Annotated in this window: 16 protein-coding genes; 9 read left to right on the top strand and 7 right to left on the bottom strand. The window is 70.6% G+C overall.

Features of this window, described 5'->3' with window-relative positions:
• Nucleotide 1: 1 nt before the first annotated feature.
• A complete protein-coding gene (locus ACIPJY_RS10700; protein WP_400464840.1) occupies nt 2-634 on the bottom strand; it encodes a GNAT family N-acetyltransferase in 633 nt (210 codons plus the stop codon).
• Between the two features lie 95 nt (nt 635-729).
• Here ACIPJY_RS10700 and ACIPJY_RS10695 point away from each other — a divergent pair, with 95 nt between their 5' ends.
• Entirely contained in the window at nt 730-1,338 is a 609-nt protein-coding gene (locus tag ACIPJY_RS10695) for a hypothetical protein (RefSeq protein ID WP_400464842.1), read from the top strand.
• A gap of 46 nt (nt 1,339-1,384) precedes the next feature.
• A complete protein-coding gene (locus tag ACIPJY_RS10690) occupies nt 1,385-1,687 on the top strand; it encodes a DUF427 domain-containing protein (protein WP_400464845.1) in 303 nt (100 codons plus the stop codon).
• A gap of 189 nt (nt 1,688-1,876) precedes the next feature.
• Here the strand turns inward: ACIPJY_RS10690 and ACIPJY_RS10685 are convergent, their stop codons facing one another.
• Nucleotides 1,877-3,133: an Nramp family divalent metal transporter gene (locus ACIPJY_RS10685; RefSeq protein WP_400464848.1), complete on the bottom strand. Its 1,257-nt coding sequence runs from the start codon at nt 3,131-3,133 to the stop codon at nt 1,877-1,879.
• Between the two features lie 125 nt (nt 3,134-3,258).
• On the opposite strand from ACIPJY_RS10685, the gene ACIPJY_RS10680 reads away from it, so the two are divergent.
• The gene (locus ACIPJY_RS10680) at nt 3,259-3,822 is read left to right on the top strand and encodes a hypothetical protein (RefSeq protein ID WP_400464851.1); all 564 of its coding nucleotides are present in this window, start codon (nt 3,259-3,261) and stop codon (nt 3,820-3,822) included.
• Here the strand turns inward: ACIPJY_RS10680 and ACIPJY_RS10675 are convergent.
• From ACIPJY_RS10675 to ACIPJY_RS10655, 5 genes are all read right to left on the bottom strand, one after another.
• Nucleotides 3,819-4,514 carry a CGNR zinc finger domain-containing protein gene (locus ACIPJY_RS10675; protein ID WP_400464854.1) on the bottom strand — a complete coding sequence of 232 codons (696 nt, stop codon included), beginning with the start codon at nt 4,512-4,514 and terminating at the stop codon, nt 3,819-3,821. The two genes, ACIPJY_RS10680 and ACIPJY_RS10675, sit on opposite strands and share 4 nt — an antisense overlap.
• A gap of 74 nt (nt 4,515-4,588) precedes the next feature.
• Nucleotides 4,589-5,080, bottom strand: coding sequence for a SprT-like domain-containing protein (locus ACIPJY_RS10670; RefSeq protein ID WP_400464857.1), 492 nt, complete (start codon nt 5,078-5,080; stop codon nt 4,589-4,591).
• Complete coding sequence (locus ACIPJY_RS10665; RefSeq protein WP_400464860.1) at nt 5,077-5,946, bottom strand: hypothetical protein; 870 nt, start codon at nt 5,944-5,946, stop codon at nt 5,077-5,079. The genes ACIPJY_RS10670 and ACIPJY_RS10665 overlap by 4 nt, the downstream gene beginning before the upstream one ends.
• A 99-nt stretch (nt 5,947-6,045) precedes the next feature.
• A complete protein-coding gene (locus ACIPJY_RS10660) occupies nt 6,046-6,738 on the bottom strand; it encodes a DUF4064 domain-containing protein (RefSeq protein WP_400464863.1) in 693 nt (230 codons plus the stop codon).
• 150 nt (nt 6,739-6,888) lie between these two features.
• Entirely contained in the window at nt 6,889-7,731 is an 843-nt protein-coding gene (locus tag ACIPJY_RS10655) for a spermidine synthase (protein ID WP_400464866.1), read from the bottom strand.
• Nucleotides 7,732-7,864: 133 nt separating this feature from the next.
• Here ACIPJY_RS10655 and ACIPJY_RS10650 point away from each other — a divergent pair, with 133 nt between their 5' ends.
• The 6 genes from ACIPJY_RS10650 to ACIPJY_RS10625 all read left to right on the top strand — a co-directional run bounded on the left by ACIPJY_RS10650 (nt 7,865) and on the right by ACIPJY_RS10625 (nt 19,000).
• Nucleotides 7,865-8,365: a hypothetical protein gene (locus ACIPJY_RS10650; RefSeq protein WP_400464869.1), complete on the top strand. Its 501-nt coding sequence runs from the start codon at nt 7,865-7,867 to the stop codon at nt 8,363-8,365.
• Nucleotides 8,362-9,588, top strand: a complete 1,227-nt coding sequence (locus ACIPJY_RS10645; protein ID WP_400464872.1) for a sensor histidine kinase — start codon at nt 8,362-8,364, stop codon at nt 9,586-9,588. Before ACIPJY_RS10650 ends, ACIPJY_RS10645 begins: the two co-directional genes overlap by 4 nt.
• Entirely contained in the window at nt 9,585-10,214 is a 630-nt protein-coding gene (locus ACIPJY_RS10640) for a response regulator (protein WP_400464875.1), read from the top strand. Before ACIPJY_RS10645 ends, ACIPJY_RS10640 begins: the two co-directional genes overlap by 4 nt.
• Nucleotides 10,215-10,637: 423 nt before the next feature.
• The gene (locus ACIPJY_RS10635) at nt 10,638-11,219 is read left to right on the top strand and encodes a hypothetical protein (RefSeq protein ID WP_400464877.1); all 582 of its coding nucleotides are present in this window, start codon (nt 10,638-10,640) and stop codon (nt 11,217-11,219) included.
• Nucleotides 11,220-11,582: 363 nt separating this feature from the next.
• A complete protein-coding gene (gene rpoB, locus ACIPJY_RS10630; protein ID WP_400464880.1) occupies nt 11,583-15,071 on the top strand; it encodes a DNA-directed RNA polymerase subunit beta in 3,489 nt (1,162 codons plus the stop codon).
• Between the two features lie 47 nt (nt 15,072-15,118).
• Nucleotides 15,119-19,000 (top strand): DNA-directed RNA polymerase subunit beta', encoded by a 3,882-nt coding sequence (locus ACIPJY_RS10625; protein ID WP_400464883.1) that lies wholly within the window; start codon nt 15,119-15,121, stop codon nt 18,998-19,000.
• The last annotated feature ends 11 nt before the right edge of the window (nt 19,001-19,011 follow it).

Raw genomic sequence — 19,011 nt, 5'->3', positions numbered from 1 at the left:
GTCAGGCGTGCCGGGCGGAGCGGCGGCGTGAGCCCTCGGCGCGGTCGTGGCGCCGCAGCCGCTCGGCCAGCGAGAGCCGGACGGTCGGCCACTCGGCCGCCGTGATCGAGAAGACGACGGTGTCGCGGAGGGTGCCGTCACGCCCGACCTGGTGGCTGCGGAGGACGCCGTCCTGCTTCGCGCCGAGGCCGGCGATCGCCGCGCGGGACTGCTGGTTGTGCCAGTGCGTCCGGAACTCCACCGCGATGCACTGCCAGACGTCGAACGCCTGCGACAGCATCAGCAGCTTCGACTCGGTGTTGATCCCCGAGCGCTGCGCCGACTTCGCCAGGAAGGTCGACCCGATCTCGACCCGACGGTTGGCCGTGTCGATCGCCATGAACGTCGTCGAGCCCACCACGCGCCCGGTCGGCCGGTCGCGCACCGCGAACGGCACCATCCGGCCGGCTTCCTGTTCGGCGAGCCGGCGGTCGATCTCGGCGTCGACCTGCGCCGGAGCCGGGACCGAGGAGTACCAGGTGCGCCACAGATCCCCGTCCGCGACCGCTACCCGGAGGTCGTCCGCGTGCTCGTGGCCGAGGGGCTCGAGCGTGACGCGGTCACCGGTCAGGGTCGGTGCGGGGGCGATCTCCATGGGAGTCGATCGTACTGGCGGTCCCGCTGACGAACCCCGGGGAGCGGAGCCCCTGTGGAAAGGGACAGGTCCTGCACAGCGGTTATCGTGACGGAGTGCGTGAACGAGGCCAGCAGCAGTACCAGGTCCGCTTCGGATGGGGCGTCGCCGGCGCTCGCCGCGTCGCCGTCGGAGCGCACCTGGTCGTCTGGGTCGACGTCCTGCCCTCGGGTCCGGGGGACGGTCGCACGGCCGACCACCGGGCCGTCGGCCGACAGCTCCCGGCGGGCGCGGAGGTCGTGGCCGGCCACCTGGCCAACGCGGCGGCGATCGCGGAACGGGTGACGAGCCTCCAGGCCGATCGTGGCGACCGGTGCGTGGTCGCGGTCATCGCCGCGGGGACGCACCACGCGCCCTCCGGTGGCGACGCGGCCGAGGCCGCGGGCGAGTCGGCCGACGTGCCGGACGCACCCGACTTCGCCGTCGAGGACCTGCTCGGCGCCGGCGCCGTCGTGGACGCGCTCTCCGCCGTCGGGATCGACCACTCCTCCCCGGAGGCCGCGGCCGCCTGCGCTGCCTACACGGGGCTCCGGCGGGCCGTGAAGCACCTGGTGACGGCCTCGGAGGCGGCCCGCGAGCTCGGTCCGGAGCGCGTGCACGCGGCGCTCGCCGCGGGGCCGGAGCTCGTCACGATCCGCGCCGGGGAACACAGCGCCCGCGCGTAGCGTTCCGACCGGGTGGGCAGACCGCCCACCAACGAAGGAGCGCACCATGAAGGCAGTCGTCGGCGACACCGTCATCGCAGAGGCATCCGAGGACGACCTCATCAAGATCGAGGGCAACTGGTACTTCCCGCCGTCGAGCGTGAAGACCGAGTACTTCACGGAGACCGACACCCAGTACCACTGCCCGTGGAAGGGCGACACGCAGTACTACACCGTGAACGTCGACGGGCAGGCGCTGCAGGACAACGCGTGGTCGTACCCCACGCCGATCCCGTCGTCCTTCGACCGCGTCGGCAAGGACTACAGCGGCTACGTCGCGTTCTGGAAGGGCGTCCGCGTCGTCGAGTAGTCGAGGCGCCCGCGCCCGCGCCTGACGCCGTGCCGTTCGTGGCGTCGCACAACCGAAACCGGCTCGAACCGCGGATCTCCGTGGTGCGAGCCGGTTCGCGTTGTGCGATGCCGGTTCGCGCCACACGCGCCGACGGGCCCGGTGCGCGGACGCGTGCGCCGACGGGCGTGCGCGGGGGCTCCGGCGCGCTCAGTTCGTGATCGTCAGCACGACCAGCGCGACGTTGAGCGCGACGATGACCGTCGCGATCACCCACGCCACCACGCGCGTGCCGCGGGCGTTGACGTCCGCGCCCATCACGCTCCGCCGTGACGTGTAGGTCACGAGCGGGATGATCGCGAAGGCGATCCCGAAGCTCAGCACCACCTGGCTCACGACGAGCAGCATCGTGGCGTCGGCGCCAAGGGCGAGGAGCACGATCGCGGGCACGAGCGTCACGATGCGCCGCACCAGCAGCGGGACCCGCACGTGCAGCAGGCCGTGCATGATCTCGGCACCGGCCATGCACCCCACCGACGTCGAGGCCAGCCCGGACGCGAGCAGACCGACGGCGAACAGCACACCGACGACCGGACCGACGTGGGTCGCGATCGCCGCCTGCGCCCCAGGGATGGTGTCGGTCCCCGGCACGCCGGGCAGGGTGGCCGCCGCCAGGACGAGCATGCAGATGTTCACCCCGCCCGCGACGACGAGCGCGAGGGCGACGTCCCACCGCGTCATCACGAGCACGCGGCGTCGCTCCGGGCCGGCGGGGGCGCCCGCGTGCCGGTCCCGCGCCAGTGCGGAGTGCAGGTAGACGGCGTGCGGCATCACGGTCGCGCCGAGCATCGACGCCGCGAGCATCACCGACTCGGAGCCCGCGAAGCGCGGCACCAGACCCGACACGAGCTCGCCGGGGGAGACCTGCGCGAACAGCAGCCCCGCACAGAACCCGATGGTCAGGACCGCGAGCATCGCCGTGACGACGACCTCGAACGTGCGGGCACCGCGCCGGTTCTGCAGCACCAGGATCGCCATCGACACCACGCCCGTGATGAGACCGCCCGCCACCAGGGGCAGGCCGAACAGCAGGTGCAGGGCAAGCGCACCGCCGATCACCTCGGCGACGTCGGTCGCTGCCGCCACGATCTCGGCCTGCGCCCAGAACAGCAGCCGGGGTGCGCGCTTCATCCGCAGCCCGAGGAGCTCCGGCAGGGACTTGCCCGTGACGATCCCGAGCTTCGCCGACAGGTACTGGACCACGACGGCGCTGGCGTTCGCGGCGACGAGGACCCACAGCAGCAGGTAGCCGTACTTCGCGCCGGCCGTGAGGTTCGCCGCGACGTTGCCGGGGTCGACGTAGGCGATCGCCGCGACGAACGCGGGGCCGAGGAGCGTGAGACCCGCCGCACGCTTCCGCGGGGCGTCCCCGGTGGGGGCCAGGCGCGGCGTCGCGGTGTCGGTCATGTCGACCAGCATGCCAGAGGATTCGGAGAGCCGAACACAGAAGTTCGGTTTGCGTCGAACCGCGCCCGATCCGAGGTTGTGTCGACGACGTGCCCTCGGCCGCACGGGTCCGTAGCGTTGCGGCCATGCAGGGGATCAGACGACGACAGATCGGCGCGGGCGTGCTCGCCGTCGCCGCCGCCGCGGTGCTCACCGGGTGCTCGCAGGGCGGACACGACATGGGCGACCGGGTGACGACGAAGCTCAACGGCTCGGCGTTCCACGGCCAGCTCGCGATCCGGGCCGAGAAGGTCGAACGGGTGACCTCGGGCGCCATGGACCAGTTCGGCCTCAGCGCCAAGGGCGACGACGCGTACCTGGCGCACTTCACCGTGCAGCGGGTCAGCGGCACGTTCGACACCGACGCCGTCGGGGACCTGGCGAACGATGCATGGGGGCTGCGGGCGGACGACCGGCTGCAGGCGGGACCATCGCTCGACACGAGCGACCGGAACGACGTCCTGCAGGACGCGTGCCCCTTCGACCGGAAGGCGATCGCGAAGGCGCTCACCGACGACGGGACCGCCGAGGTCTGCGCGGTGCTGCTCGCACCCTCCGGCAGCACGGTCGACGCCGTCAGCTACATGCGGGCCGCGCCCGTCGACGAGGCACCCGAGGGCGACTCGACGATCACCTGGCGTTCGTCCTAGGCGGCTGCACGGCGCGCACGGTGCGCCCGGACCTTCGCCCGGTTCCCGCACCGCTGCATCGCACACCACCGACGCGTCCCACCACGGGACGAGTCGTAGAACACCAGGCCGCAGTCCGGCGCCGAGCACCGGCTGAGCCGGGTCGGGCGGCCGTCGGCCTCGGCGTCGTCGAAGCCGACCTCGGTGAAGAGCGCGACGGCGTCGCGCGCGACGCTCGAGAGCGCCTGTGCGAGCCGCACCCGGTTCGCCCCGGCCCGGCGGCGGCCACCCGGGAGGCTCGGGGGCACGTCCGGCAGGGCGGCGAACAGGTTGACGGTGTCGATGTCGTCGGGCGCGGGGCGCGTGCGACCGGTCCCCGCGCGGAGGCCCGCCGCCACCGCCGTGCGCTCCGCGGCGGTCGACGCCGGCGCCGGTGCCGCAGCGACGGCCAGGCGACCGATCGCGGCACGGAGCTCGCGGGCGTCCTGCAGTTCGCGGGCGGTCGCACCGAGGTCGATCGGCTCCGTGTGGTCGCTGAGCCACTCGTCCAGGTCGGCCGGGGTCATCAGGAGCTCGCCGAGCTGCGCCCGTGGGCGAGCGCCGGCGGGGTCGTCGGCGAAGCCGCCGGTGTGTGCGAAGTCGAGGGCGATCCGACCGGCGTCGAAGAACCACGACGACCCCGAGTCCGTGCGGATGTGCTGCCCCGTGTGCATCGGGCCAGGCTAACGGGTCGGATGCGCATCGTGCTGCCGGAACCGGACGGGGCGCATCGGGCCACGCTGACGGGTTACACGCCCGCCATGGTCCCGGGTTCGCGACGAGCGGGCTCGGTCCGTCGACTCCACGCGATGAGGTTCCGCTCGTCGAAGCGCCGGGAGCACATCGCGCACGCCAGCGGCCTGGTCGGGGTCCGGTACCGGAAGTGCTCGTGGCCCGCGGGACAGACCCCCACCCACGGGGCGAGCTCGCTGGCGATCGGCCCGTCGTGCAGGCGCGAGCCGGTGTACCCGATCGACGCAGCGGTCCGCCGCCACTTCGGCCCGTGCCCGGCACGCGCCCCGCTCATCGCGTGTGCGATCTCGTGCAGCAGGACCTGGTCGACGTCCTCGTCCGAGAACCGTGCGGCGAGGTGCCGGCTCACCGTGATCCGCCGCTTCGCGAAGTCGCACTGCCCGGCGCGGGTCTTGGCGTGGTCGAAGGCGAACGTCCACGTGCCGGCGCCGAGGTGGGCGCGCATGAGTTCGTCCGCTCGGGACCGGACCAGGTCGAGCGAGGTCACCGGTCGCGGTCGGTGGGACGGGTCCGATCGGCTCGGTCGGTCAGCTTGCCCCACAGGGTGTCCGCCTCGGTCCGGGCGGCGTCGGGAGCCCCGAGCACACGGCGTCGGACGGGCGGGATCTCCTTGACCGGCTCCGCGACGCGGGTGGCCGGGTCGGTCTCCCGGCGCATCGCGGCCTCGCGAGCGGTGCGGGGACGGTCCTCGGCGGCGGGAGCCGCGTCCCGCCGGGCACCGTCGGCACGATCGCGCTCGGGAGCGGCGGACGGCCGGGCGATCGACGCGCGCATCGCTGCCTCCACCGCGGTGCGGAGCGCGTCGGTGCGTTCGGCCGGGGCCCCGGCGGCGCGGAACGCCTCGTAGGAACGGCCGAGGACCTCACGCGCCTCGTCGAAGCGGGAGAGCTCGAACAGCGACCAGCCCTCGATCTCGGCGGCGGCGCCCTCGAGCTCCGGCCACTCCTCGGTGGTCGCCGTGTCCCGGGCCAGCGCGGCCTCGGTCGCGGCGCGCTCGTAGCGACCCAGGTCGTGCAGGACGTGCGCACGACGGACCCGCGCTGCGACCTTGTCGGAGCGTTCGCCGGTGAACATCGTCAGCCGGAAGACCTCTTCCGCGATGACGAGCGCCTCGTCGAGTCGTCCGAGCAGGCGCAGCAGTTCGGCCCGCTCGGCGAGCGCCTCGGTGCTGCGGCTCTGGCCGAGGTCGCGGAGGCGGTCCTGGATCACCTGCACGTCGACTGCGGGGCGCAGGCTGATCGGCGCGAAGGTGCTGCCGGGGCTGACGCCCGCGGTGACGGAAGCCGCATGGCGCGGTTCCCGGGCGCGGTCGTCCCGGTCGTTGTGCTGACGGTCGTCGGGCGGGAGGGACATCAGGGTCGAGGGTAACCGCGGTCACCCGGGAGCGGCTGGTGCCACACGCCGATCACGGTTCCTCGCCCGCCGAGCTCCGGTGTCAGGCCGAGCACGGTGTCAGGAGGCTGCGCCGGTGGACGACACCGCGATGCCGATGTACACGGAGAACGCGACGATGGCCGCGACGACGCCGAGGATGAGCGCGAACACGCCCCAGCCGCGGCCGCGCTTCGTGGCGATCGCGACGATGCCCTGCACGATGCCCCACAGGCCGAAGAGCGTCCCGATCCACATGAACACCGAGCCCGCGGCGAGCTGACCGGCGTTCGCGCCGTTCATCAGCGAGTCCTGGAGCTGCTGCTGGTCGGCGCTCGAGGTGCCGCCGCTGTCGATGATGTCGCGGAGCGCACCGCTGGCGCCGAGCGCCGTCCCGAGGAGGTACCCGCCGACGATGCCGGCGATGAGCGCGACGATCGAGGCGGCGAACGCGATGACACCGACGGTCTTCTTCTTCGCCCGGGGCTCGTCGTGGCTCTGCCACGCGGGGGCGCCAGAGGGTGCCGGGGCCGCGGCGTAGGACGGCTGGGACTGGCCGTACTGCGACTGGCCGTACTGCCCCTGCTGCTGCTGCTCGTACTGCCCGGAGCCGTACTGCGGTGCCTGCTCCCCGTACTGCGGTGCCGACGCCGGGGTGATGCGCTCGCCGTAGCGGGGCGCCTGCTCGTGCGCCGGCTGCTGCGGCGTCCCGCCCCAGCTCGGCGCCTGGCCGTCGGCCGTCCGGTCGTCGTTGCTCCGGTCGTCGTTCGTCATGAGGGCATCCCCGTCTCGTTCGGTCGCGCGCCTGCGCGGTCGTTCAGCACCCATCCTGGCAGCGCCACCCGGACAGTGCCCGGACACGGCACGGCCCGCCCGGACGCCGGACACCGGACACCGGACACCGGGCGGCCAGGCGTCCGCCGCCTACGCGCCGAAGACCGACCGGTTCGGCTCCGGCGACGCGACCGCCGTGGCGTCCGTGACGATCGGCGCGCCCGCGATGAAGGCCTTGAGCTCGGCGCCGTGCACGACCTTCGCCGGCATCGGGTCCGAGGAGTACCGCCGCGGCATGTCCGCCACGGGCAGGTCCGTCGGCGAGCCCAGCAGCACGATGTTGCCGAACCGCCGCCCCTTGAGCATCCCGGTGTCCGCGACGGCCGCGACCGACGGCAGCACCGACTGCAGCGTCGACGCCTGCCCCCGCGCGAACGCCAGCCCCGCACCGTCGGCGACGTTCACCGCGACGATCCCGGTCGGCGACAGGAAGGCAGCGACCTCCCGGTAGAACTCCACGCTCGTGACGTGGGCGGGGATCCGCGAGCCGCCGAACACGTCGACGACCGCCAGGTCCACGGTGCCGCGCAACCCGTGCGGGAGCTTCCCCAGGACCTCGCGCGCGTCGCCGTACCGCACCCGGATCGACGCGCCGCGGGGGAAGGGCAGGACGTCGCGGACCTGGTCGACCAGGTCGCGCTCGAGCTCGATCACCTGCTGCCGGGACCCCGGCCGGGTGACGGCGACGTAGCGGGGGAGCGTCAGGGCCCCGGCGCCGAGGTGCACCGCCGTGATCGGGCCGGGCGGCAACAGGTCGATGGCGTGCCCGATCCGCCGGATGTACTCGAACGCCAGGTGCGTCGGGTCCTCGAGGTCGACGTGCGACTGCGGCGTCCCGTCGACGACGAGCGTGAACGACCCCGGGCGGTGCCGGTCCGGCTCGATGACCGAGAACCCGGCACCGAGCTTGAATCCGTCGAACGCATCAGCCATGGCTCCATCGAACACCACGCGGATCCCCACCCACGTCCCCACCCCAGGGTGGTGGGGCCGCGGACGTCGCCGAACCACGATGGGATCACCGGCCGGGAACCACCCCGCCGGACACCACGGAAGGCTCATCACCATGTCGGTCCAGCTCCTCGCGAACATCCTCATCGGGCTCGCCCTCGTCGGGTTCCTCGCGTACCGACAGGCGACCTGGCGGTTCCTCGACCCGGCGCGCGTCTGGCGGATGCCGATGGTCATGGCCGTCGTCGGCGTGGTCGTCCTGGCCCAGACGAAGGCGTCGATCACCACGACCGACATCGTCTTCCTCGGCATCGAGGCGCTCGTCTCCGTCGCCGTCGGCCTGTCGATGGGGTCCATCACGAAGTTCCGTACGGTGTCGACCCCCGACGACAAGGGCCGCACCCTGCAGTCCCGCACGGGCTGGTCCGGCGCCGGACTGTGGGTCGTCCTCATCGGCGTCCGCATCGGTCTCGACGTGCTCGGCGGGCACCTCGGCGCCCACCTGCTCAGCTCGACCGGCGCCGTCCTGCTGATGCTCGCGATCAACCGGGCCGCCCGTGCCCTCGTCCTCGACCAGCGGATCCCGAACCGTGCCAGCGGCATGATGGTCCGGTGACCCTGCTGTCCGGCGACGACCCGACCGACCTCTCCGGAGGCCGGTCGCGGTCGCGTCTCGGCTGGGGCCTCAGCGCGGTCGGCATCGTCGCCGTCACGTTCTGGTTCGTGAAGAACGGTCTTGCCCTGCACCTGCCGGCGTGGGCCTGGGTCGTCGGGACGGTCGCGCTCGCCGCGTGGACCGTCCGCGAGTTCCTCCGCACGCCGAGGACGACCGTCGTCGCGGCTGCCGTGATGGTCGTCGCCGGTGCCGCGGTCGTGGTGTCCACCGACGCGCTCATGCTCGCGCCCGTGATCGTCGGCATCGTGGTGCTCCAGGCCAGCGACCGCCTGCCCGTGTGGACCGGCACCGTGGCCGTCCTCGTCGCGCTGGTGGAGATCGCCGTGACCGCCGCGGCCGTCGGCACCGCCGTGGTGTTCGTGCTCGCGTCGTGCGGCGGGCTCGTGCTCGGCGTGCTCGTGGGGTTCAGCCGTCGTCAGTTCCGGCTCGCCGAGGCCCAGGCGCGCCAGGCGGAGCGGGACCAGGCGCGTGCCGAGCTCCTGGCGGACCGCTCCCGTGCCGCCCGGGACGTCCACGACGTCCTCGCGCACTCGCTCGGCGGCCTCGTGCTGCAGCTCGACGCGGTCGAGGCGCTCCTCGAGGCCGGCCGCGTCGACGAGGCCGCCCGACGCGCCGCGGACGCACGGACCCTCGCGGCGGACGGCCTGGCGGAGGCCCGACGCGCGGTGCACGCCCTGCGCGAGGACGTCGGCGGGGACCACCCCGAGGCCGTGGCCGGCGCGCCGGTGTCGGCCACGGCCTCCCAGCCGGACCCGGCGGACCCGACGGCCGTGACCGGCCTGCCCGCGCTCGTCGCGGCGCACCGCTCCTTCGGCGGCGAGGTGCTGACCCAGGGTGACCTGGCACTCGCGGACCTCGACGACGCCCACCGTGCCGCCGTGGTCGCCGCCAGCCGGGAGGCCCTCAGCAACGCCCGCAGACACGCCCCTGGCCGCCCCGTCTCGCTCTCCGTCATCCGGGACGGCTCCGCCGTGGAGGTCGTCATCGCGAACCCGCTGTCCGGCGACGGCCACGGCATGATCGGGATGCACGAGCGCTTCGCGGAGCTGCCCGACGGCGCGACGATCCACACCGACCGCGCCGGTGACGAGTTCGTCGTCGCGATGCACCTGCCGACGGCGGGGCACCGTGTCGCGCACCACCGTGTGGACGGCGACCGGTGATCCGCGTGCTGGTCGTCGACGACCAGGCGATCGTGCGGGACGGCCTGGTGACGGTGCTGTCCCTGGTGCCGGACCTCGAGGTCGTCGGCGAGGCCTCCGACGGCGCCGAGGCCCTCGCCGCCGTGGCTGAGCACGCGCCGGACGTGGTGCTGATGGACCTCCGGATGCCGGTCGTGGACGGCCCGACCGCGACGGCCCGCATCGCCGAGCAGCACCCGGGCGTCGCGGTCCTGGTGCTGACGACGTTCGCCGACGACGAGTCGATCACCACCGCGCTCCGGGCCGGGGCCCGCGGGTACCTGACGAAGGACGCCGGCCGGGTGGAGATCGCGACCGCGATCCGTGCGGTGGCCTCCGGGCAGTCGACCTTCGACGCCGCCGTCGGAGCCCGGCTCGTCGCGCAGCTCGCGGTGCCGGCGGCCCCGACGGGCCTGCGCGAGCGGTTCCCCGACCTCACCCCGCGGGAGGCCGACGTGCTCGAGCGCATCGCGGAGGGCCGGACGAACCCGGAGATCGCCGCTGAGCTGTTCCTGACCGTGCCGACCGTGAAGTCCTACGTGAACCAGCTGTTCCAGAAGCTCGGGGTCCGCACCCGCGCGGAGGCCGTCGCCCTCGTCCTGCGCTGACGCGAGGCGGGCGGGCGGGCGACGCGGGGCGCGTGGCGCCTCCATCGTGCCGTGACGCCGCACGTCGGCCGAGACGCCGCGACTTCCGGCGGTGTCTCGGCGACTCGGCGGCGTCTCGAGCACCAGGCGGCGCCCGCGCTCGGCAGATGAATGCGTACACATGGACGGACAGTGGACGCCAAGGGTCGTCACGTACCGTCGGTTTCCGTCGTCGCGCCGGGTGCGTCGACCCGCCGGGCCCCCACCCTGCCGCGGGTCCGCACTCCGGCCGACCGTGACGAGCGCCCCACCGCCGTCACCAGCGCGCCGCAGCGCCCCCGCCGTCGACGCGTCCCCACCGCGGTCGACCGTTGAACACCCGTCGTTCTGCATGTAAAATACCGAGTGCAGCATCCGAACGGCCCCGAACCGCAGGAGTCCCACTTGTCCGCCGACACCCTCAGCGTCCCGACGCACCGATTCGTCACCGCGAGCCGACCGGCCGTGGTGACCCGGGCCTCCCGCCCGTTCCACGCGGACCGTGAGCACGCACCCGTCTGGATGCGCGTCGTCGGCGGCCTGCTGCTGGCGGCCGGCGGCGGCCTGACCGGCGCCGTGCTCGGCTGGCCGGGCGAAGCGCCGGAGGTCGCCCTCATCGTCCCCGGCGTCGTCGGCATGGTCGTCGGGCTGCTCCTGCTGCTCGCCCGCTCCGGCTTCACCGTCACCGACACGCACGTCACCCTGCACTTCCGCCCGCTCCCGCCGCGCCGCATCCCGCGCGCCCGGATCACGGACGCCCGGCTCGTCGAGGCGGACGCCCGGACGTACGGCGGCATCGGCCTGCGACTCGGACGCGGCGTCCGGGCGATGATGCTGACGCCGGGGCTCGGGATCGAGCTGACCGACGACCGCGGCCGCGTCACCTTCGTGCGCACCCGCCGTCCGGAGGACGCGTTCCGCGCGCTGGCGGGCTTCGAGAACCGGGTCGGAGGCCCGGCTCGCGTCGAGCGCGAACGCCTCGGTTAGGCGCCTGGCCGGCTCCAGGGCCGCGGAATGCCGGCGGGCGATCGGTGCTTATACACGTCGTCCACGAATTTGGTCAAGCCAGGACTGGACATCATGCGCGGCCGCTGCCTATGATGGCAGTTCGCGCTCCCTGGCTGCGTGTCGTCATATTGCGGTCGACCCAAAGGTCCCTTCGAGGACAAGCCCTGGTGCAGCCGGACCCGTATATGTCGGCGGGTGCCGCTCACTCAGATCATCGCACATGCCCTTCGTCCACGTGACACGGGCATGACTGCGTGTCTCGGGGTTGCGCCGAGCGTCAATCCACTCACCTACATGCTGCTCGTCAGTACCGGCCCGACGGGGCCTACGGAGGTCACACCCTTGGCTGCTGCGCCCAACGCATCCACCAACCCCAAGAACGGTCGCAACCACTCGCGACTCTCGTTCGCCAAGATCACGGACACCCTCACGGTTCCGGATCTGCTCGCTCTCCAGACGGAGAGCTTCGACTGGCTCGTCGGCAACGACGTCTGGAAGGCCCGACTGGCCGAGGGGCAGGAGCAGGGTCGTACCGACCTCGCGCTGCACTCCGGCCTCGAGGAGATCTTCGAGGAGATCTCCCCGATCGAGGACCTCGGCGAGACGATGCAGCTCTCGTTCACGTCCCCGGAGCTCGAGGACCCGAAGTACTCGATCGACGACTGCAAGGAACGCGGCAAGACCTACGCCGCCCCGCTGTACGTCAACGCCGAGTTCATGAACCACATGACCGGTGAGATCAAGACGCAGACGGTCTTCATGGGCGACTTCCCGCTCATGACCGAGCGCGGCACGTTCATCATCAACGGCACCGAGCGCGTCGTCGTCTCGCAGCTCGTCCGCTCGCCGGGCGTGTACTTCGAGCGTCAGCAGGAGAAGACGTCCGACAAGGACATCTACTCGGCTCGCGTCATCCCGTCGCGTGGTGCCTGGCTCGAGTTCGAGATCGACAAGCGCGACCAGGTGGGCGTGCGCATCGACCGCAAGCGCAAGCAGTCCGTCACGGTCTTCCTCAAGGCCCTCGGCCTGACGAGCGAGGAGATCCTCGACGAGTTCCAGGGCTTCGCCTCGATCGAGTCGACCCTCGAGAAGGACGCCATCCTGACGAAGGAAGAGGCGCTCAAGGACATCTACCGCAAGCTGCGTCCGGGCGAGCAGGTCGCTGCCGAGGCCGCGCGTGCGCTCCTCGACAACTTCTACTTCAACCCGAAGCGCTACGACCTCGCCAAGGTGGGTCGCTACAAGCTCGACCGCAAGCTCGGCATCGACGCGCCGCTGTCCGACTCCGTGCTCTCGGTGCAGGACATCGTCGCGACGATCAAGTACCTGGTCTCGCTGCACGCCGAGCGCACCACGATCGACGGCGTCCGCGACGGCGAGCCGGTGCAGCTCCGCCTCGACGTGGACGACATCGACCACTTCGGCAACCGTCGCATCCGTGCCGTCGGTGAGCTCATCCAGAACCAGGTCCGCACCGGTCTCTCCCGCATGGAGCGCGTCGTCCGCGAGCGCATGACCACGCAGGACATCGAGGCGATCACGCCGCAGACCCTGATCAACGTGCGCCCCGTCGTCGCCGCGATCAAGGAGTTCTTCGGGACGTCCCAGCTGTCGCAGTTCATGGACCAGAACAACCCGCTCGCGGGCCTGACGCACAAGCGTCGTCTCTCGGCCCTCGGCCCGGGTGGTCTGTCCCGTGAGCGTGCCGGCGTCGAGGTCCGTGACGTCCACCCGTCGCACTACGGCCGCATGTGCCCGATCGAGACCCCGGAAGGCCCGAACATCGGCCTGATCGGCTCGCTCGCGTCCTTCGGTCGGATCAACTCGTTCGGCTTCATCGAGACCCCGTACCGTCGCGTCGTCAACGGCGAGGTCACGAAGACGATCGACTACCTGACCGCTTCGGAAGAAGACGAGTTCGTCGTCGCGCAGGCCAACGCCCCGCTGACCGACGACTTCCACTTCGCCGACGACAAGGTGCTCGTCCGCAAGAAGGGCGGAGAGGTCGAACTCGTCGCCCGCGGCGAGGTCGACTACATGGACGTCTCCCCGCGCCAGATGGTGTCGGTCGCGACGTCGCTCATCCCGTTCCTCGAGCACGACGACGCGAACCGCGCCCTCATGGGTGCGAACATGCAGCGCCAGGCCGTGCCGCTCCTCCGCTCCGAGTCGCCGCTCGTCGGTACCGGCATGGAGGGCTACACCGCCATCGACGCCGGCGACGTCGTCACCGCCGAGAAGGCCGGTGTCGTCTCCGAGGTCTCGGCCGACGCCGTGACCCTGCAGCTCGACGAGGGCGGGACGCAGTCCTACTACCTCCGCAAGTTCGACCGCTCGAACCAGGGCACGAGCTACAACCACCGCGTGATCGTCAGCGCCGGTGAGCGTGTGGAGCAGGGCGAGGTCATCGCCGACGGCCCCGCGACGGAGAACGGCGAGCTCGCGCTCGGCAAGAACCTCCTCGTCGCGTTCATGCCGTGGGAGGGCTACAACTACGAGGACGCGATGATCCTGTCGCAGAACCTCGTGAAGGACGACACGCTCTCCTCGATCCACATCGAGGAGTACGAGGTCGACGCCCGCGACACCAAGCTCGGCAAGGAAGAGATCACCCGCGACCTCCCGAACGTCAGCCCGGACCTCCTGGCCGACCTCGACGAGCGCGGCATCATCCGCATCGGTGCCGAGGTCCGCCCCGGCGACATCCTCGTCGGCAAGGTCACGCCGAAGGGCGAGACCGAGCTCAGCGCCGAAGAGCGTCTCCTCCGTGCCATCTTCAACGAGAAGTCGCGCGAAGTCCGCGACACCTCGCTCAAGGTGCCCCACGGTGAAGAGGGCACGATCATCGGCGTCAAGGTGTTCGACGCGCAGGACGGCGACGACGAGCTCGGCTCGGGCGTCAACCAGCGCGTGGTCGTCTACATCGCCCAGAAGCGCAAGATCACCGCTGGCGACAAGCTCGCCGGTCGACACGGCAACAAGGGCGTCATCTCGACGATCCTGCCGGTCGAGGACATGCCGTTCCTCGCGGACGGCACCCCGGTCGACATCGTGCTGAACCCGCTCGGCGTCCCCGGCCGCATGAACTTCGGCCAGGTCCTCGAGATCCACCTCGGGTGGCTCGCGAAGCAGGGCTGGAACGTCGAGGGCATCCAGGAGTGGGCTTCGGCCCTGCCGGAAGCCGCGCGCAGCGCGGAGCCCGGCACGAAGGTCGCCACCCCGGTGTTCGACGGCGCCTACGAGCGTGAGATCGAGGGCCTCCTCGACTCGACGCTCCCGAACCGCGACGGCGAGCGCCTGATCGGTTCCTCCGGCAAGGCCCAGCTCTTCGACGGCCGCTCCGGCGAGCCGTTCCCGGAGCCCGTGTCGGTCGGCTACATGTACATCCTGAAGCTCCACCACCTGGTCGACGACAAGATCCACGCCCGTTCGACCGGCCCGTACTCGATGATCACGCAGCAGCCGCTGGGTGGTAAGGCGCAGTTCGGTGGACAGCGTTTCGGCGAGATGGAGGTGTGGGCACTCGAGGCATACGGTGCCGCGTACGCCCTCCAGGAGCTCCTGACGATCAAGTCCGACGACATCCTCGGCCGCGTGAAGGTCTACGAGGCGATCGTCAAGGGCGAGAACATCCAGGAGCCCGGCATCCCGGAGAGCTTCAAGGTCCTCATGAAGGAGATGCAGTCGCTCTGCCTGAACGTCGAGGTCCTCTCGGCCGACGGCCAGGCGGTCAGCCTCCGCGACACGGACGACGAGGTCTTCCGTGCCGCTGAAGAGCTCGGCATCAACATCTCCTCGCGGTTCGAGTCGTCCTCCGTCGACGACATCTGATCCCGCCCCGCCCGACAACGTTTCGAATTCAGCAAGAGAGAAGAACATTGCTCGAAGCAACTTCCTTTGACGCACTGCGGATCGGCCTCGCCACGGCCGAGGACATCCGCCAGTGGTCGTACGGCGAGGTCAAGAAGCCGGAGACCATCAACTACCGCACCCTGAAGCCCGAGAAGGACGGTCTGTTCGGCGAACAGATCTTCGGTCCTTCCCGCGACTGGGAGTGCGCCTGCGGCAAGTACAAGCGTGTCCGCTTCAAGGGCATCGTCTGCGAGCGCTGCGGCGTCGAGGTCACCAAGTCCTCGGTCCGTCGTGAGCGCATGGGCCACATCGAGCTCGCCGCACCCGTCACGCACATCTGGTACTTCAAGGGCGTCCCGTCGCGCCTGGGCTACCTGCTGGACATGGCGCCGAAGGACCTCGAGAAGGTCATCTACTTCGCCGCGTACATGATCATCAGCATCGACGAAGAGGGCCGGCACGCTGACATGCCGGGTCTCGAGAACGAGATGCGCCTCGAGATCAAGAACCTCGAGAACCAGCGCGACTCGATCATCGCCGACCGCCTCAAGAAGCTCGAGGACGACCTCGCCGCGCTTGAGGAAGAGGGCGCCAAGGCCGACATCAAGCGCCGCACCAAGGACACCGCCGAGAAGGAGATGTCCCAGGTCCGCAAGTCCTTCGACGAGGACATCACCCGTCTCGAGCGTGTGTGGGAGGACTTCCGGAACCTCAAGGTGGGCGACCTCAAGCCCGAGGACGCCGTCTTCCACGAGCTCCAGGACCGCTTCGGGATCTACTTCGACGCCTACATGGGCGCCGAGGCGATCAAGCTGCGGCTCGAGGCGTTCGACCTGGCCGCCGAGGCCGAGGCACTGCGTCTGCAGATCGCCGAGGGCAAGGGCCAGAAGAAGATCCGCGCGATCAAGCGTCTGCGCGTCGTCAGCTCCTTCCTCGCCACCGGCAACTCGCCGGCAGCGATGGTGCTCGACGTCGTGCCGGTCATCCCGCCGGAGCTCCGCCCGATGGTGCAGCTCGACGGTGGCCGCTTCGCCACGTCGGACCTCAACGACCTCTACCGTCGTGTGATCAACCGCAACAACCGTCTCCGCCGCCTGCTCGACCTCGGTGCCCCCGAGATCATCGTGAACAACGAGAAGCGCATGCTGCAGGAAGCGGTCGACGCGCTGTTCGACAACGGTCGTCGTGGTCGCCCCGTCACGGGCACCGGCAACCGCGCCCTGAAGTCCCTGAGCGACATGCTCAAGGGCAAGCAGGGTCGTTTCCGTCAGAACCTGCTCGGCAAGCGCGTCGACTACTCGGGTCGTTCGGTCATCATCGTCGGCCCGCAGCTCAAGCTCCACCAGTGCGGTCTGCCCAAGCAGATGGCCCTCGAGCTGTTCAAGCCGTTCGTCATCAAGCGCCTGATCGACCTGTCGCACGCGCAGAACATCAAGTCGGCCAAGCGCATGGTCGAGCGTTCGCGTCCGCAGGTGTGGGACGTGCTCGAGGAGATCATCCGCGAGCGCCCCGTGCTGCTGAACCGTGCGCCGACGCTGCACCGTCTGGGCATCCAGGCGTTCGAGCCGCAGCTCGTCGAGGGCAAGGCCATCCAGCTCCACCCGCTCGTGTGTGCTGCGTTCAACGCGGACTTCGACGGTGACCAGATGGCCGTGCACCTGCCGCTGTCGGTCGAGGCCCAGGCCGAGGCCCGCATCCTGATGCTCGCCTCGAACAACATCCTGAAGCCGTCCGACGGCCGCCCGGTGACCCTGCCCGCACAGGACATGATCATCGGTCTGCACCACCTGACGACCGTCCGCGAGGGCGCCGTCGGTGAGGGCCGTTCGTTCTCCTCGGTCGCCGAGGCGATCATGGCGAAGGACCAGAACACGCTGCACCTCAACGCGCAGGTGAAGATCCGCATGTCGGGTGTCCACTTCGCCGAGGGTGAAGCACCCGAGGGCTACGAGGTCGGTCAGTCGATCCTCCTCGAGACCACCCTCGGTCGCGCGCTCTTCAACGAGACCCTGCCGGCGGACTACCCGTTCGTCCAGCGGGTCACCGACAAGGGCACCCTCTCCGCGATCGTCAACGACCTCGCCGAGCGCTACTCCAAGACCGAGACGGCCGCTGCGCTCGACCGGATCAAGGACGCGGGCTTCTACTGGGGCACGCGCTCCGGTGTGACCGTGGCGCTCTCCGACGTCGTGACGCCTCCTCGCAAGAAGGAGATCATCGCGGGCTACGAGGTCCAGGCCGCCAAGGTCCAGGGCGAGTTCGACAAGGGTCTGATCACCGACGCGGAACGTCGCGCCGACCTGATCAAGATCTGGACCGAGGCCACGAACGAGATCGCGCAGGAGATGCGCGACAACTTCCCGGTCGACAACACCATCAACCGCATGGTGTCGTCCGGTGCTCGTGGTAACTGGCTGCAGGTCCGCAACATCGCCGGTATGCGTGGTCTGGTGAACAACCCGAAGGGCGAGATCATCGCCCGCCCGATCATCAACTCGTACCGCGAGGGCCTGACCGTGGCGGAGTACTTCATCGCCACCCACGGTGCTCGCAAGGGTCTTGCCGACACCGCGCTCCGTACCGCGGACTCCGGGTACCTCACCCGTCGTCTCGTGGACGTCTCGCAGGACGTCATCATCCGCGAGGACGACTGCGGTACGACGCGTGGTCTGGAACTGCCGATCGCCACGGTCGACGCCGACGGCAAGCTCGTCCGCGACGCCCGCGTCGAGAACACCGTGTACTCGCGCACCCTCGCCACCGCGGCGACGGACGCGAAGGGCACGGTCGTCGCCGAGGCAGGCGAGGACGTCGGTGACGTCCTCATCGACAAGCTGGTCGCGGCCGGTGTCGAGAGCATCAAGGTGCGCTCGGTCCTGACCTGCGAGTCGGCCGTCGGTGTCTGCGCGAAGTGCTACGGCCGTTCGCTCGCCACGGGCAACCTCGTCGACATCGGCGAGGCGGTCGGCATCATCGCCGCCCAGTCCATCGGTGAGCCCGGTACCCAGCTGACGATGCGTACCTTCCACACGGGTGGTTCGGCCTCGGCCGACGACATCACCCAGGGTCTGCCCCGTGTCACCGAGCTCTTCGAGGCTCGTACCCCCAAGGGCGCGTCCCCGATCGCCGAGGCCCCCGGCCGCGTCGTCATCGAGGACACGGACAAGGGCCGTCGCATCATCCTCACGCCGGACAACGGCGACGAGCCGTTCATCTACCCGGTGCTCAAGCGTGCGACCCTCCTCATCGAGGACAACCAGCACGTCGAGCTCGGCGAGCAGTTCATCGCCGGCACCGTCGACCCGAAGGAAGTCCTTCGCGTCAAGGGTGTCCGTGAGGTCCAGAAGCACCTGGTCAACGGTGTGCAGGACGTGTACGGCTCGCAGGGTGTGCCGATCCACGACAAGCACATCGAGGTCATCGTCCGCCAGATGCTCCGCAAGGTGACGGTCGTCGACCACGCCGACACGGACCTGCTGCCGGGCGAGCTCGTCGACCGGTCGCGCTACAACGCGATCAACCGTGCGGCGCTGCAGGAGGGTCGCAAGACCGCTTCCGCTCGCCAGGAGGTCATGGGCATCACCAAGGCGTCCCTCGCGACCGAGTCGTGGCTGTCCGCCGCGTCCTTCCAGGAGACCACCCGCGTCCTCACGCAGGCGGCCATGGAGGGCAAGCAGGACCACCTCGTCGGCCTCAAGGAGAACGTCATCATCGGTAAGCTCATCCCCGCCGGGACGGGCCTCAGCCGGTACCGCGACGTGGACGTGAACGCGACGGAAGAAGCGAAGGCCGAGCGGTACCCCAACCGCATCTTCACGGACGACTCGTCGTTCTCGGACGCCGACCTGAGCTTCGTCGACTTCGACAGCTTCTCGTCGGACGACTTCACGCCGGGTACGTACAACTGAACCGAGTGATC

It is taken from the genome of Curtobacterium sp. NPDC090223 (assembly GCF_044746585.1).
Classification (GTDB): domain Bacteria; phylum Actinomycetota; class Actinomycetes; order Actinomycetales; family Microbacteriaceae; genus Curtobacterium.
This window is presented reverse-complemented; position numbering and strand designations above follow the sequence as displayed.

What these genes read in the sequence shown, in the direction of transcription:
- ACIPJY_RS10700 (WP_400464840.1), bottom strand. Translation starts at nt 634, where the DNA reads ATGGAGATCGCCCCCGCACCGACCCTGACCGGTGACCGCGTCACGCTC.
- ACIPJY_RS10655 (WP_400464866.1), bottom strand. Translation starts at nt 7,731, where the DNA reads ATGGCTGATGCGTTCGACGGATTCAAGCTCGGTGCCGGGTTCTCGGTC.
- ACIPJY_RS10675 (WP_400464854.1), bottom strand. Translation starts at nt 4,514, where the DNA reads ATGCACACGGGGCAGCACATCCGCACGGACTCGGGGTCGTCGTGGTTC.
- ACIPJY_RS10665 (WP_400464860.1), bottom strand. Translation starts at nt 5,946, where the DNA reads ATGTCCCTCCCGCCCGACGACCGTCAGCACAACGACCGGGACGACCGC.
- ACIPJY_RS10690 (WP_400464845.1), top strand. Translation starts at nt 1,385, where the DNA reads ATGAAGGCAGTCGTCGGCGACACCGTCATCGCAGAGGCATCCGAGGAC.
- ACIPJY_RS10680 (WP_400464851.1), top strand. Translation starts at nt 3,259, where the DNA reads ATGCAGGGGATCAGACGACGACAGATCGGCGCGGGCGTGCTCGCCGTC.
- ACIPJY_RS10660 (WP_400464863.1), bottom strand. Translation starts at nt 6,738, where the DNA reads ATGACGAACGACGACCGGAGCAACGACGACCGGACGGCCGACGGCCAG.
- ACIPJY_RS10650 (WP_400464869.1), top strand. Translation starts at nt 7,865, where the DNA reads ATGTCGGTCCAGCTCCTCGCGAACATCCTCATCGGGCTCGCCCTCGTC.
- ACIPJY_RS10685 (WP_400464848.1), bottom strand. Translation starts at nt 3,133, where the DNA reads ATGACCGACACCGCGACGCCGCGCCTGGCCCCCACCGGGGACGCCCCG.